Annotated in this window: 14 protein-coding genes; all 14 read right to left on the bottom strand. The window is 64.9% G+C overall.

The genetic code is table 11. The annotated features are described in order from the left end of the window. Nucleotides 1–25: 25 nt before the first annotated feature. The 14 genes from ACN9MY_RS17185 to ACN9MY_RS17250 all read right to left on the bottom strand — a co-directional run bounded on the left by ACN9MY_RS17185 (nt 26) and on the right by ACN9MY_RS17250 (nt 14,665). Complete coding sequence (locus tag ACN9MY_RS17185; RefSeq protein ID WP_426161663.1) at nt 26–616, bottom strand: flavin reductase family protein; 591 nt, start codon at nt 614–616, stop codon at nt 26–28. Beyond that, a complete protein-coding gene (locus ACN9MY_RS17190) occupies nt 600–1,478 on the bottom strand; it encodes an SMP-30/gluconolactonase/LRE family protein (protein WP_426318044.1) in 879 nt (292 codons plus the stop codon). Before ACN9MY_RS17190 ends, ACN9MY_RS17185 begins: the two co-directional genes overlap by 17 nt. Nucleotides 1,479–1,480: 2 nt before the next feature. Further along, nucleotides 1,481–2,530: an aldose epimerase family protein gene (locus ACN9MY_RS17195; protein ID WP_426161665.1), complete on the bottom strand. Its 1,050-nt coding sequence runs from the start codon at nt 2,528–2,530 to the stop codon at nt 1,481–1,483. Beyond that, nucleotides 2,527–3,144, bottom strand: a complete 618-nt coding sequence (locus ACN9MY_RS17200; protein WP_426161666.1) for a 2-dehydro-3-deoxy-6-phosphogalactonate aldolase — start codon at nt 3,142–3,144, stop codon at nt 2,527–2,529. The genes ACN9MY_RS17195 and ACN9MY_RS17200 overlap by 4 nt, the downstream gene beginning before the upstream one ends. Then, nucleotides 3,144–4,046, bottom strand: coding sequence for a 2-dehydro-3-deoxygalactonokinase (locus ACN9MY_RS17205; RefSeq protein WP_426161667.1), 903 nt, complete (start codon nt 4,044–4,046; stop codon nt 3,144–3,146). Before ACN9MY_RS17205 ends, ACN9MY_RS17200 begins: the two co-directional genes overlap by 1 nt. After that, nucleotides 4,040–5,188 carry a galactonate dehydratase gene (dgoD, locus tag ACN9MY_RS17210; RefSeq protein ID WP_426161668.1) on the bottom strand — a complete coding sequence of 383 codons (1,149 nt, stop codon included), beginning with the start codon at nt 5,186–5,188 and terminating at the stop codon, nt 4,040–4,042. The genes ACN9MY_RS17205 and dgoD overlap by 7 nt, the downstream gene beginning before the upstream one ends. A 2-nt stretch (nt 5,189–5,190) precedes the next feature. Beyond that, the gene (locus ACN9MY_RS17215) at nt 5,191–8,967 is read right to left on the bottom strand and encodes an NAD(P)-binding protein (RefSeq protein ID WP_426318046.1); all 3,777 of its coding nucleotides are present in this window, start codon (nt 8,965–8,967) and stop codon (nt 5,191–5,193) included. Between the two features lie 7 nt (nt 8,968–8,974). After that, complete coding sequence (locus ACN9MY_RS17220; protein ID WP_426335841.1) at nt 8,975–10,729, bottom strand: glycoside hydrolase family 2 protein; 1,755 nt, start codon at nt 10,727–10,729, stop codon at nt 8,975–8,977. Between the two features lie 148 nt (nt 10,730–10,877). Beyond that, nucleotides 10,878–11,075, bottom strand: a complete 198-nt coding sequence (locus ACN9MY_RS17225; protein WP_426318047.1) for a hypothetical protein — start codon at nt 11,073–11,075, stop codon at nt 10,878–10,880. Between the two features lie 108 nt (nt 11,076–11,183). Next, the gene (locus ACN9MY_RS17230; RefSeq protein WP_426172226.1) at nt 11,184–12,095 is read right to left on the bottom strand and encodes a methyltransferase domain-containing protein; all 912 of its coding nucleotides are present in this window, start codon (nt 12,093–12,095) and stop codon (nt 11,184–11,186) included. Between the two features lie 94 nt (nt 12,096–12,189). Further along, the gene (locus tag ACN9MY_RS17235; RefSeq protein ID WP_426335842.1) at nt 12,190–12,876 is read right to left on the bottom strand and encodes an ankyrin repeat domain-containing protein; all 687 of its coding nucleotides are present in this window, start codon (nt 12,874–12,876) and stop codon (nt 12,190–12,192) included. Then, on the bottom strand, nt 12,876–13,655 hold the full coding sequence (locus tag ACN9MY_RS17240; protein WP_426161673.1) for a TatD family hydrolase: 780 nt from the start codon (nt 13,653–13,655) through the stop codon (nt 12,876–12,878). Before ACN9MY_RS17240 ends, ACN9MY_RS17235 begins: the two co-directional genes overlap by 1 nt. A 107-nt stretch (nt 13,656–13,762) precedes the next feature. Next, complete coding sequence (locus ACN9MY_RS17245) at nt 13,763–14,284, bottom strand: GNAT family N-acetyltransferase (RefSeq protein WP_426161674.1); 522 nt, start codon at nt 14,282–14,284, stop codon at nt 13,763–13,765. A gap of 3 nt (nt 14,285–14,287) precedes the next feature. Next, a complete protein-coding gene (locus tag ACN9MY_RS17250) occupies nt 14,288–14,665 on the bottom strand; it encodes a PilZ domain-containing protein (RefSeq protein WP_426161675.1) in 378 nt (125 codons plus the stop codon). Nucleotides 14,666–14,670: the final 5 nt, after the last annotated feature.

Consider the following 14,670-nt stretch of genomic DNA (forward strand, 5'->3'; position numbering starts at 1 on the left):
GAAGATTGGGCGGCTCAACAAGAAATCAAGGGAGCGGTTTCGCTTTTATCATCGCACTCGCACGCGCAAAATGTCCGGCACCAAGATGGTGCAGGGTGTGCAGATCGGCATTGTCGTCACGGAACGACCAGTGCCCGTCGGAAAAGACTCTTTCATCGGCAGCGGCCGCCACCACTTGTGCGAAGCAGGTGTCGTACGCGTCTTCGGCATGGCGCTCGGGGATCAGGCGGCACTCCAGCCAGGCCACGCAGCCGGTGGCGAGCAGCGGCGCGCCGGTGGCCGTGCCAGGCCGGGAGTCGAGCCTGAAGCGGGCGAACTTGTCGCCTTCGCGGCCGCTCGACGTGCCAACGGCGTATGCCAGGTCGGCTGCCGCGGCGCCGGGGATGCAGACCGCGAACACGCCGCTGGCGGCGATCAGCTCGCGGCTGAAGGTAAGCTTGTCGATCACGACGGCAATGCGGGGCGGCGTAAATTCGACCGGCATCGACCAGGCAGCGGCCATGATGTTGCGCCGGCCCTCATGGGCGCTGGTGACGAGTACGGTCGGGCCGTGGTTGAGCAGGCGGCTGGCTTGGTTCAGGGCAACCGGCTTGAAGTGTTCAAATTGCTGAGTCATCCCCCATTCTAGCGCCGAAGCGCATTTCCGGCAGGCCGACCGCGTCGGTCACCGGCATGCCAAACACGCCGCCGGCATAGCGTTCGCTTTCCAGCAAATCCACCAGGGCACTGGTCACGAACAGCTGGTCCAGCCCGGGGCCGCCAAAGCAGGGGCAGGTCGGCTGGCTGACCGGCACCGCCACCGCGCGCTCGATGCTGCCATCGGGACGGTAGCGCACGATCCGGCCGGCGCCCCATTCGGCATTCCAGAGGAAGCCGTCGGCATCGATCGCAGAGCCATCGGGCTCGCCGCAGCCGGGCGGCAAATGGGCGAAGATGCGTTCGCCCGCCACTTGATCGCCATAATCGCAGCAGCGGATTATGCCGCTCAGGGAGTCGCAGAAATACATGGTGGCGCCATCCGGGCTGAAGCAGATGCTGTTGGCAATCGCAACCGGCGCCAGCGGCAGCGTTTCCAGCTGCAGATTGTGGCCGAGGCGGTAGAAGCGCCCGATCGGCGCCCTGCCGATCGCTTCGTTCATGGTGCCGAACACGAAACGGCCCTGGCGATCGCAACGGCCGTCGTTGAGCCGCGTGCCGGGGACGTCGCTCTCCACTTCCACGATCGTCATCACCTCGCCAGCGGCAAAGTCGAACCAGGCCAGCCGGCTTTCCAGGCCGAGCAACAAACGGCCTTCCGACGCCGCCAGCGCAAACGACGCCAGGCGCTCCGGCATCTCCCACTGCTGCGTCACCCCGGTCGCGGGCCGGTGCCGCCACAGGCGGCGCCCCAGGATATCGGTCCACAGCAGGGATTGCGTACGCTCGCACCAGACAATGCATTCGCCCAAGGCATTCTGGGCATCCACGATCAGCTCCACATTCACCTCCACCTGTCGATGACATAGCGCGTGCTTGCGCTGTAGGGGGCGCCGGGGCCGCAGAACGCATTCGGGAAGCCGGGCTGGTTCGGCGCGTCGGGGAAATGCTGCGGCTCCAGGCACAGGCCTGCATGGCGTGTGAAGTCGCGCCCCTTGCCGCCGAGCGCGCCATCGAGGTAATTCCCGCTGTAGAACTGCAAGCCAGGGCAATCGGTATAGATCTCCATCTGGCGCCCGGACGCGGGGTCAGCCAGGCAGGCCTGCGGGCCGCGCCCTCCCGCCAGCACGAAATTGTGGTCATAGCCGCGCGCCAGGGCCAGTTGCGCATCCGCCTCTGCCAGCGCGCTGCCGATCCGGCGCTTCAGGCGAAAGTCGAACGGCGTGCCGGCCACTTCCCTCACCTGCCCGCTCGGCAGCAATCCCGTGCGCACCGGCAGGTAGTGGGCAGCGTCCAGGCGCAGCTCGTGCCCGAGAATGTCGCCCTCGCCAGCGAGGTTGAAGTAGCTGTGCTGGCTGATGCTCACTGGCGTCGGCCGGTCGCACACGGCCTGGTAGTTGCAGCGCAGCTCCCCGCTTGTCGTCAGCTCGTAGGTGACCATGACCAGCAGGTTACCCGGATAGCCTTCTTCGCCGTCGCGGCTGAGGCGGCACAGGCTGATGCGCGCCGCGTCGTTGTCGCTGCTCGCGTGGCCCTGCCAGCTTTGCTTGTGGAATCCGCGCCGGCCGCCATGCAGGTGATTCTCGCCTTCATTTTGCGTCAGCTGCACCACGCGGCCATCGTGCACGTAGCGGCCGCCCGCTATGCGATTGGCGAAGCGCCCGACCACGGCCCCGAAATAGGCCGTGTCGCGTTCGTAGTCAAGCATGGTATCGAAACCCAGCACAAAATCGAGCGGTGGACGATGCCGTGCCAGCACGCGCCAGCTACGGATGATGCAACCGTAGTCAAGCACCGATAACAGCATGCCCTGCCCGTTATCGAGCGTGAATTCCATGACCGGCTCGCCGTTGGCAAGCTCCCCGAACAAGCGGCTTTCGACACAGGGCTTCATCGGGCGCGCCAGGCGGCAATCAGCTCGCGCGCCCGCGACTCGAGCTCGGGCAAGGCAATGCCCGGCTCATACAAGCGGCCGCCAATCCCGAAACCGTCGGCGCCGGCGCGCACCCATTCATGCAGGTTGCCGGCACTGACGCCGCCGACCGGCCACACCCTTGCCGATGGCGGCAGGATGGTCTTGACACTACGCAGCCCGCTCGGGCCCAGCGTCTCGGCGGGAAACCACTTGACCGCATCCGCGCCCGCCGCCAGCGCCGCCAGCGCTTCGGTCGGCGTGGCAACGCCCGGCAGGGTCAGCATGCCCAGGTCGCGCGCGCGCCGCATCACCGCCGGGTCGAAATTCGGCGCGACCATGATGCGGCCGCCGGCCGCGTGGACCGCGTCCACGTCGGCGACGCTGGTCATCGTGCCGCCGCCGACCAACCCATCGTTGGGCTTCATGCCGTCCAGCAGACGGATGCATTCCAGGGCGCCCGGGCGGTTCAGCGGCACTTCCAGGATCCGGAAACCGCTGTAGAACAGTGCTGCCGCGACTGCCGGCGCTTCCGCAGCGGTCAGTCCGCGAAGAATCGCAACCAGCGGCGGCTGGTACTCGTCGATTGCGCTCATCAGATTGCCTCCATGAAGCGAGCCAGGGCCGCGCAATAGGCTTGGTCCGGGTCAATCAACTCTGTCGCGTAGCCGAGCATTTGCGCGACCTCGCGGTACGGCGCAGTCAGCTCGGCCGAGGCGATCAGGTGCAGCACAGGCATGCTGCCGGCTGCAGCGGGCGCCTCTTCACGCCGCGCCGCGAACTCCGTGCCGATCAGCAGGCCGCTGACATAGGAACGCGTTTCGCCTGCGTTCGAATCGCCCGCCACGACGCGGGCGCGCGCTTCAAACAGAGTATGGCTCAGGGCTTCGGCGCTTTGCGCACGGTTGGCGCCGGCGCGCAAGGCATCTGCGTCGGCATGGCCCTCGGCCATCAGTGCTGCCAGGGTTCCCGATGAGCGCAGGGATGCATACAATTCGCCGGTGATGAAGGTGGTCAGGCGCGCTATCTTGCCGTCGGCAACTTCCACCCATTTGCTGTGCGTGCCCGGCAGCACGTAGCAGCCGTCGCCATGCCTGAGGAAATGCGCGCCGAAGAGCTGGGTCTCTTCGCCGCGCATGACGTCAATGCTGCCGTGCTCGCGATAACAGTAGCCCGGCACGATGAAGCAGCCTGGCGCGCCGCTGACCGGCACCAGGGTCTCGGGCAGGCGCGCCAGCGGCACGCTGCTATCGAGGTAAGCCACTTCCTGCCAGCCCTGCGCACTGCCTACCATGCCCGACATGACGACCGGCACCAGCGCGTCGAGCTCGAGCAGCTGGCGCAGCGCCTGCAATGACTCGGCAAAATGGCCCTGGGCCGCCAGGGCGCCCTGCGCGTCCTCGTGCTTGCGCAGGCAACTCCCTTCCGCGCCGATGACATAGGCGCGCCGGTTGCTCGTGCCCCAGTCAATGCCCAGCAGGCAGGCTGGCGCTACCATTCGGCCACGCTGCCATCGGCGTGCCGCCACAGCGGATTGCGCCAGTCAGGCGCTGCGCGGCTGGCCTCGATGACCCGTTCTTCATTGATGTCGACACCCAGGCCCGGCAGAGGCAAGGGGTCAATATAGCCGCCTTCCATGCGGAAGTCGCCCGCGTTGTGCACGTAGTCGAGCAGCTCTGCCCCCTTGTTGTAATGGATGCCCATGCTCTGCTCTTGCAGCACGGCGTTATACGAGACAAAGTCCACTTGCAAGCAGGCTGCCAGCGCCACCGGGCCGAGCGGGCAGTGCGGCGCCAGCGTGACGTCGTAGGCTTCCGCCATGGCGGCGATGCGCAGGCATTCGCTAATCCCGCCCGCGTGCGACAGGTCCGGCTGCAAGATCGCCAGTCCGCCCTGCTCCAGCACGCGCTTGAATTCGAAACGCGAGAACATGCGCTCGCCGGCCGCCAGCGGAATGCTGGTCATGTCGGACAGGCGGCGGTAATACTCCGACTGCTCGGCCAGCACTGGCTCTTCGACGAACAAGGGGCGGTAGGGCTCGAGCGCGCGCAGCAGCGGCTTGGCCATCGGCCAGGCCACCCGGCCGTGAAAGTCGATGCCGAACTCGATGTCGTAACCGAAGGCGGAGCGGATGCCGGCAATGCGCTCGACGGCCGCGTCCACCGCCGTGGCGCAGTCGAGCATGGCCATTTCCTCGGTACCGTTCATCTTGAAGGTATTCAGGCCGATATCGCGCAAGGTCTGGATGCCCGCCACCACATCGGCCGGCCGGTCGCCGCCCACCCAGCTGTAGATCTTCATGCGCTCGCGCACCTTGCCGCCAAGCAGCTGGTACACCGGCACCCCCAGCGCCTTGCCCTTGATGTCCCACAAAGCCTGGTCGATGCCGGCAATGGCGCTCATGAAGACCGCACCGCCGCGATAGAAGCCGCCGCGGTACATGGCTTGCCACAGGTCGCTGATCTGCGCCGGATCGCGCCCGACCAGCAGCTCGCCCAGCTCGTGCACCGCCGCTTCCACGGTGCGCGCACGGCCTTCGATCACCGGTTCGCCCCAGCCGCTGATGCCCTCGTCGGTCTCGATCTTGAGGAACATCCAGCGTGGCGGCACACGATAAGTGCTGAGTTGCGTGATCTTCATGGTCAGGACGCCTTCGGTGCAGCCCGGCTGCGAAGGCGCGCCACCTGCTCGGCCGCGCGCTTGCCGGCCAGGAAAGCATGGTCGGAGTTGTAGTACTCCCATTCGCTGTAGCGGCCGGCCAGCAGGATGTCATGCTGCGCCAGCCATTCCCGCACGATGGCGACGTTGCGCGCACGCTGGTGGTCGTAGACGACATAAGCCACCGGCATGTCGACCTGGTTCGCCACCACCACCTTGTCGTCCGCACGCAGGAAGCCGACCTTGACCGCATCGGCAATGCAGCGCTCGATCAAGGCGTCGCCATCAAGCGGCAGCGGTTTCCATGGCGAATAAGAGATTTCGCAGGTAAAGCCGAAGCCGCCCGGCGCATTGCATTCAGGACTGGCGTTGCCTTGAACGAAGATGCGATGGAAGATGCTGTCTTCGGGGTAGTAGATCCAGTGCTTGTCCGTCACATCGCTGCGCGCGATGCCGATATTGACGCAGCGGATCGAGATATGGCGCAAGCCGTGCGCCGCTTCGCGCACTTCCGCCGGCGCCGCTGCGCCGATCAGCTTGACCAGTTCCGGCAGCGGCATGGTGCTGATCAGGTTGCCGTACTTGAATCGCCGGCCATCAGCCAGCGTCACGACGTGCTCCTCGGGCAGCACCTGCGCCACTTCCGCATTCACTTCGATTTTGCCGCGGATCAGGGGCAGGAAGCCATTCATCAGGGCCTGGAAGCCGCCGCGGCGCGGATAGCCGAAGCGGGCATTCGGCCCCATCGGGCGCGGCACCGGGCGCAAGGCGCCTTCGATAATCTCGGACAGGTCCGGCAGGGGCACGCGGCCGCCAAGCCAGGAGGTTTCCATTTCGCTTAATGGCACCGTCCACAATTTGCGGTTATAGGGAATTGCAAAGTGCTTCGCAATGCCTTTGCCCCATGCCTTGTAGATAAAGTCTTCAAAACTCTCGGTCTGGGCTGCGCGCGCTTCCTGGCTGGCTTTGGCCGCCTCGGCGCCGCCGTCGGCGCAGCAGTCCTCCACTTCCACGCTGGAGCAAGCCTGGCCGCTGCCGGCATCGCCATAACGCGCATCGATGGCGCCCACGATGCACTCCTTGATCACTTCCGGCGGCAGGCCATACAGCGCGCCCTGGAAGGGATAGCGGGTATACACGCCCTTGCTGTGGACCCAGGCTTCGCGCATCTGCCAATGCTGGTTGTCGCCCAGCAGCTTGTCGTACAGTTCGAGCACGTAGGGATCGTTGGAAAACATGATATGGCCGGCATGGTCGAAGGTGAAGCCGCCCTCCTCGATCGAGCGGCACCAGCCGCCCACCGTCTCGTTTCGCTCCAGCAGCAGGTTGTCCGCGCCCACGTGGTAGGCGGCGGACAGGCCGGTCGGTCCGCCCCCGATCACAATGCTGCCGAACGACTGGCCGCTGGCCGAGCCGCGCAGCGGGTTGACGTTGGGCGCCGCGCTGGCGCCGGCCAGCTTGCGCGGGGCGCCTTTGCCGGCCAGGCGCGCCGCCTTGCCGCCTGGCGGTGTCTGGTCGATCAGTTCGTGCATGCGGTCAGCCGTTGCATCCCACGAGGTGCGCGCCACCACCTCGCGCATGGCCGCCGCCATCGCCGCCGCTTGCTCAGGTGCCTGGGCCAGCGCCGCCTCGCAATGGCAGATGAACTCGTTGTGGTCATGAGCGATTGCCACGATGTCCCCATACGGCTGTTCCACGTCGCGGATGGCAGTGCTGACAATGGGAAGTTCCGCGGCCATGTACTCCAGTACCTTGGTCGGGCTGATGAAGCGCGTCGCTTCGTTTAGCGCAAACGGCAGCAGGCAGACGTCCCAGCCCGCCAGGAACTGCGGCAGGGCCTTGTACGATTGCTGTCCCAGGTAGTGCACGTTCTGGCGCTGCGGCAAGGTGGCCGGGTCGATCTTGACCACCGGGCCCACCAGCACGACCTGCCAGTCCGAATGCGCATCGGCGATGTCGGCAATCAGTTCGGCATCGAAGCGTTCGTCAATCACGCCGAAAAAGCCCAGGCGCGGACGCGGGATGGCCGTGTGCAGCGGGTGGCCGTTGCTGCGGTCCAGCGCCTGCTCGAAATGCACCGCATCGACGCTGCTTGGGAAGCAATGCGCATTGTCGTGGCGCGAGCGCTTGGCTTCGTACAGGCTGGGCCCGCCGGTAAATACCAGGTCGGCAATGTTCAGCAAGGCCGTCTCGCGCTGCAGCAATTGCTTGGGCGGGTTCCGGAAGGCGCTCAGTTCGTCCATGCAGTCATAGATGACCAGGGAAGGATGCAGGGCTTGCAGCAAAGGCAGCGCCATCGGGGTGTAGAACCAGACCAGCACTTCCTCGCCGTCCGGCGCCAGGGCCGCCACCAGCGGCTGCAGCAGCGGGATCTGGTCGTCGTGGAAACCGCGCGCGTCGACCGGTGTGTGGGGCTGGCAGACCGTCAGGTTCGGTGCGGGATGGGACATGACCATGCGTGCCTCCCCTTCCTCATACACCGGCTCCTCGACGAACACCACCTTGTAGTACTTGGCCAGGCGGGTGAGCAGGTGCTGAGGACGCTGGTATACGAAATCCCAGCGCAGGTGGCAGAAAACAATCAACGTTTGCATGGCATTCTCCTTGGTTTCACACAGGCTGTCGGTCAGCCGGATCGATTGGCGCAATGCAGTGGCGTACGGTGCGACGAGGACGCGGGCCAGCGGATCGGGCCCGTCGCGGTCCAGGTCCCACAGCCCGCTGTGGTGCCAGTGCTCGGCGTTTTCCCAGTCGGGCCGGTCGATGGCGGGGTACAGGCAGATGCCGCATACCTCGGCGCCGCGTTCGCGCGCCATCATGCTTTGCTCCGCCATTTCCCTGATCCAGGTGCCGCGGCCGCTGCCGACATGGCTGGTCTCCGCCAGCAGCACCGGCCGGCCGTAGCGCTGGTGCAGTTCGACCAGGATGTCGGACAGGGGCCGGCGGCGCGGGTCGTCCAGGTGCCACCACAGCCGCATATTGGTGCCGCTTTCCCACTGGTTGCTGTGATAATAGTTGCCGCCCACCAGGTCCAGGTAGCGCGGGTGCCCGCCAAGCTCCGGTTCGACGCGGCCGCACAGCATGTCCAGCGCCTCGTATTGCGAAGCGGTCCAGCCGGCGGCCTGCGCCGCCCAGTCGGGACGGTCCTTGGGCGCGATGACGTGGATCAGCGGGTCGCACTGGAAAAAGCGCGCCCCCGGCGTGATCTCGCGAATGGCGTCGATGGCGGCGATGGAAGCGCGCACCAGCTGGCGCTTGCCCAGTTCACCGGCCCGCTCGTGGTACATGTTCAGGCAGCGGAACATATGCACCGACAGGCCCCAGGCCGTGAAGGACAGCTCGTTCATCGGCGAGTACACCGGCTCTTCGCCCAGCCAGGGCGCCAGGAAGCGCGCGCTGGCCTGGCAAAAACGCACGAAACGCGGCACGAAGTCGTCGCTGTAGATGTCGACGTCTTCCGGCCAGCCGTAGTGGCAGAAGGTCCAGCAGCTTTGCAGCCCCAGCGCGCGTGCGGCTTCCAGGCGCGGCAGCAGCGGCGAGAAATCGAACTGGCCGTCGCGCTCGACCAGCCGCCAGCCGATCGATTCGCGCACCGTACGGATGCCGAACCGGGCCAGCAGCTCATAGTCGGCGCGGGCGCGCTGCAAATGGCCGGTGACCAGGTTCATGTCCTGCGGCTGGCCGGCATGGTTGACGTGGTCGGCGCCCTCATAGCCGGCTTGCCAGAAGGTGGCGAAGGGATGGCAGGCGGGGGTCGTCACGGCGCACCTATTGCACGTTGCGCGTCGCGGCGCTGATCAGCTCGAGGGGAATCTTGGGCGTGCGGTCGGCGTTCAGCAGGCCGTTCGTTTCCTGGAAGGTGTCGGCGAACTGGGTATAGCAGAAGCCACTGAACATCATGGTTTCGTTGACGACCTTCAGCAAGGAACGGTAGTGCTCGAGGAAGCCCTCGGCCGTGTTCTGGCGCGAATAGCCCCAGGTATGGTGGGCCGGTGCGTTCGGGTCGAAGGCGATGCCGCCGAACTCGGTCAGCACGATCGGCTGGCCGCGGTGCGGGAAGCCGTCCAGCGTGAGGATGCGCCCGCCCGGGCGGCGCTGGTCGAACAGGGTGCGCACCGGATCGGTCACTTCATAGCGCTGGCGCACGCGCTCCGGGTCGGGATCGTAATCGTGGATGCCGAGGATGTCGGTGGCCGAAGCCTCCCAGCCGTCATTGCCGATCACGGGCCGGGTCTGGTCCAGCATGCGCGTCAGGTGGTAGAGCGCTTCGACTGCGTTGCGGTGCGATTGCACGGCGGTCAGGTTGGGCACGCCCCAGGATTCGTTGAACGGCACCCAGACGATCAGGCTGGGGTGGCTGTAGTCGCGCTCGATCGCTTCGCTCCATTCATGCAGCAGGCGCGTCATGGCGCGCGCCGAAAAGGCGTAGGCCGACGGCATCTCTTCCCAGACCAGCAGGCCAAGGCGGTCGGCCCAGTACAGGTAGCGCGGGTCCTCGATTTTCTGGTGCTTGCGCACGCCGTTGAAGCCCATCGCCTTCGCCAGCTCGACATCGCGCCGCAAAGCCTCGTCGGAGGGCGCGGTCATCAGGCTTTGCAGCCAGTAGCCCTGGTCGAGCACCAGGCGCAGGTGGTAGGGCCGGCCGTTCAGCATGAAGCGGTCGCGGTTGATCGACACCGAACGCATGGCGGTATAGGAGCGCACGCGGTCCAGTACCTGGCCATCGCGGTACAGGGTCAGCTCGGCGTCCAGCAAGGTGGGCCGCTCGGGGCTCCACAGGATCTCGTTGCGCGAATCGTCGATGCCCGGGTCCGACAAGGCGATCTTGCGGTTGGCCTCCTGCCCCACCATCAGATAGCTGTCCGCGGCCAATAGCTTGCCGCCGTGCCAGACCTTGACCTCGACTGCCAGGCCGGGCGCGGCGTCGCCGCCGGCCAGTACTTCGCAGCCCAGTTCATAGCCGTCGAAGATCGGTGTCCAGCGCAGCCTGCGGATATAGGTGGCCCCGACGTTTTCCAGCCATACGGTTTGCCAGATGCCGGTGGTGCGCGGGTACCAGATCGAATGCGGCTCGAGCTGCCAGTCCTGCTTGCCGCGCGGCTTGTTCAAGTCGGCAGGATCATCTTCCACGAACAGCACCAGGGTCTGTTCGCCCTCGACCAGTTCGTCGGTAATGTCGGCCGTGAAGGAAGTGTGCCCGCCTTCGTGCTCGGCCACCATGTGGTTGTTGATCCACACCCGCGCCTGGTAGTCGACGGCACCAAAATGCAGCAGCGTGCGGGCGCCGCGCTGTTCGACCTTGAAACGGCAGCGGTACCAGCAAGCGTTGTGGAAACCGGTGTCGCCGATCCCGCTCAGTTCCGACTCCGGTGCAAACGGCACATTGATGCGGCGCGACCAGGGAATATCGTCCGAAGGCAGGCAATACCTGTGTTCGTCGTCGAACTCGAACTCCCACTCGCCATTGAGCGACTGCCATTGATCGCGCACCAGTTGCGGCCGCGGATATTCGAATTGCCCCATTGTCTGCCCCGCCCATCGTTGTTATTCGATGGGCCATCGTAGCAGCGCGATTGCCACAGTGCGCTTACGATACGGGCCGGAAAAATTTCCGCCGGCTTCGCATAAAACCTTTAGATACTGGCGGTATGCAAAATGCCGCGCCAGGCGGTTAGCGCGGCGAACCACCCAGCACGCGCGCCGGCAGCATGACGATGGCGCGCAGCAGTTCGAACACCGCTTCGACACCGATGCCAAGCAAGCGGAACGGCAGCAACAGCAGCCAGACGATGGGATACAGGACCAGGGCAAGCAAGGCCAGTGGCCAGCACAGGAACAGCAACAACAGCCATAAGATGAAGCCGAACATTCCAGCACCTCCGATTGAAGTTGAGGCAACTGTAAAGTGGACGTCCGGCCCGGACAACGGACATGCGACCAAATGCAGATTAGGCCGACAGAGAGCGAAAAAGCGGGGTCAAGCTGCAAAGGCCGGCAAGGCGGCCGTGGTGCGCAGGGCAACCGCGCGCATGGTCGCTTGCAGGGACTGGATCTGGCCGCCGGCACGGTAGGCAAAGCTGACTTGCACGGCCTCGCCGGCCCGCAGCTGGACCGGCTCGGCCAGCGGCAAGGTCATGTAGTGGTTCAGCCAGTCGATGGTGCTGTTGCGTTCGGACACGACAGCCAGGATGTTCTTGGTGATGAAACGCAGCGCGTTGAGCTGGCCGTCCCTTTCGGCGATGAACTGGCCTTCCCAGCGATACAGCATTTCGTTGGGCTGGGTGAAGTCGATCAGTGCATAGACCTGGGGCTGGGACAGTTCCACCGTGGCATTCTGGATCTGGCCCGGCTGCTGGAACTGCACGATCGGGGCGATGAAACCGTCGAAATCGTATTCCTGCTGGACCGGCTGGACCGCCATCAGCACCGCCTCCGGCATGAACACAGGCAGAGGGCCGCCAAAGCGTTCCAGGTAGCGCTGCTTGAAATGCTCGATGACCTCGACCTGCTTTTCGCGCAACATGGCGACGTGGATCATTTCGCAGATGACGACATCGACCGGCTCCGGCGGCAGGTATTCGAAGGCATCGGCATGCACCACTTCGACGCGCTCGCCATTGTTGTTCATTGCCAGGAACTTGCGCGCTTCCTGCACCATGTCCGGGTTAAATTCAACACAATACACCTTGTCGGCCTTCTGCGCCGCGAAAAAGGACAGCACGCCGGTGCCGCCGCCCAGTTCCAGCACCTTCATGCCCGGCTTGACCACATAATCGATGGCGGCCTTGAAGTTGTGCATGCGGTTGGCATCCATCAGCATATTGTGATGGTAGTGCAGCGGGATGAACTGGCCGAGGTAGCAGCTTTCGATTTCGCGTTCGTTCAGCATGGCAGTGGCGCGGGCGCGCGGTGGGTTGTCGACAACAGGATTGTCGCCCCAGGCACGCCTGGCCATTTGCACGATATGAAAGGGAAATACCGCCTTATTTGCCGCCGAGGTGCTGGCGGATTTGCTCGGCGATCCACGGTTTTTGCGCGCGGATGGCAAATTCGGCGGCATTTTCGCGCCAGGCTCGGTCTTTCAGGCGCGCGTCGGCGCCCTCATCGAGCAGGAGCTTGACCGCATCTTCCTGTCCTTCGCGGGCGGCCAGCATCAGCGGCGTGGTGCCAGTCGGCGACGCGGCGTCGATGTAGGCGTGGCGCTCGAGCAGCAGCTTCATGATGTCGAGGTCGCCGGACGCGGCGGCGTAATGCAGGGCCGTCCAGCCGGGGCGGTTGACCTGCGCACCGCGCTCCAGGATGGCGAGCACGGCGGGCTTGTTCTTTTGCAAAGCTGCCATCATCAAGGCCGTATTGCCGTTCGGCGACTGTTCATCGATTCTCAAGCCCGGCTGCGCGAGCAGCAGCCTGGCAACGCGCATTGCGTCGTTGCGCATCGCAATGATGAGACCGGTCTCTCCGCGCTGCGGGTCGTGCAGGTTGGGATCGAGGCCGCGCGCCAGTACGGCCTTGACGGTGCGGTCGTCGTCGATCTGGACAGCGCGGAAGAACGCGACCTGCTCGGCTTCGGCGTCGAACGCCTCTCCGGCCGCGTTCGCGCTTGCCAGCCCGGCGAGCAGCGCCGCGGCAGCTCCGGCCAGGAAGGCGAGCGCGGCGCGGCGGCTCATCATCAGGCTGCCGCCTTGAACAAGTCGAAGAAGTTGGCGGAAGTCTGCTCGGCGACCTTTTCCAGCGGGATGCCTTTGAGCTTGGCAATGAATTCGGCAACGTGGGCCACATAGCCCGGCTCATTCATCTTGCCGCGGTACGGTACAGGCGCCAGGTAGGGCGAATCGGTTTCGATCAGCATCCGTTCCAGCGGCACTTCCAGCGCCACTGCCTGCAGCTCCTTGGCGCTTTTGAAGGTCACGATGCCCGAGAAGGAAATATAGAAGCCTTGCTCCATCGACGCGCGCGCTACCTCCAGCGATTCGGTAAAGCAATGCATGACACCTGCCACGCCGCCCTGACCGGTGCCGGCGCCCTCTTCGCGCATGATCCGAATGGTGTCTTCCGAGGCGGAACGGGTGTGAATGATCAATGGTTTGCGCGACTCGCGCGAGGCGCGGATATGGGTCCGGAAACGCTCGCGCTGCCATTCCAGGTCGCCTTCCAGGCGGTAGTAGTCAAGGCCGGTTTCGCCGATGGCGACGATCTTCGGATGCCGAGCCAGGTCGACCAGCTGTGCAACCGTCGGTTCAGGCGTGTCTTCGTAATCGGGATGCACCCCGACCGAGGCGTAAATATGCGGATACTGCTCGGCCAGCGCCAGCACGCGCGGGAAGTCCGGCAAGTCGACCGACACGCAGAGCGCGTGGCTGACCTTGTTTTCCGCCATCTTGGCGAGAATTTCAGGCATCCGGGCAGCCAGCTCCGGGAAGTCGATATGGCAGTGGGAATCGATGAACATCCCGGCATTTTATCCGATGCCGCTTGCTTTGCGCAGGAGCCGGAGCTTTTCCGGAAGCCGCCTGCCCAAGGTCAGTACCAACCGGAGCAAGCCGCAGCAAAGTAGCCCTAGACGACGCGCTTGCCCAGGATGACCAGGTCGCGCTCGACGCCGTCCAGGTTGGCGACGCGCGGCAGCGTGGCCCAGGTCTCGAAGCCGAATTTCTCGAACAGCGCCAGCGATGGCTTGTTGTGGCCGAAGATGAAGCCGAGCACGGTATGCACGTTTACCTGCGGCGCGAAATCAATCGCTTCCTGCAGCGCATAGCGCCCGACGCCCTTTCCGCGCCACGCCTGGTCGATATAGATCGATACTTCCGCCGTGCCCGCATAGGCGGGACGGCCATAGAAGTTCGAATAGGAAATCCAGCCAATGATGCCCTCGCGCCCCGCCTCCTCGATCACCCACAGCGGCCGGCGGCCGGGCTCGTGTTCGTGGAACCACGGCAGACGCGATTCAAGCGACACGGGCTCGGTATCGGCTGTCACTTCGCGGGAGGCGACGGTGCTGTTGTAGATCGCGACAATCGTCGGCAGGTCGTCGAGTGTGGCGAGGCGGTGGCGGAAATGTGGGTGGCGCAACTTCGTCATGCGTTAAAGCGTGTGGGTGGCACGGGACGAGCGCAGCGCAGCGCCCAGGATTTCTTCGATGCGCAGGCGGGTACGGGTGCCGGTCTCGTCGTCCGGAAAATGCACGCCGATGCCCTGCGTCTTGTTATTGGCCGCGCCGGGCGGCGTGATCCAGACGACCTTGCCGGCGATCGCGTACTTGGCAGGATCGTCCATCAAGGTCAGCAGCAAATAGATCTCGTCGCCAATCTTGTATGGCTTTTGGGTTGGCACGAACATGCCCCCATGCTTCAGGAAAGGCATATAGGCCGCATACAGGGCCGCTTTTTCCTTGATTGCGAGGGACAACACCGTTGGCCGGTTGACGGCCGCGGCACCTGGTTCGGTTGGGCTTGCGCTCATTTTTT

It is taken from the genome of Pseudoduganella sp. R-31, from assembly GCF_049913235.1.
Lineage (GTDB): Bacteria > Pseudomonadota > Gammaproteobacteria > Burkholderiales > Burkholderiaceae_D > Rugamonas.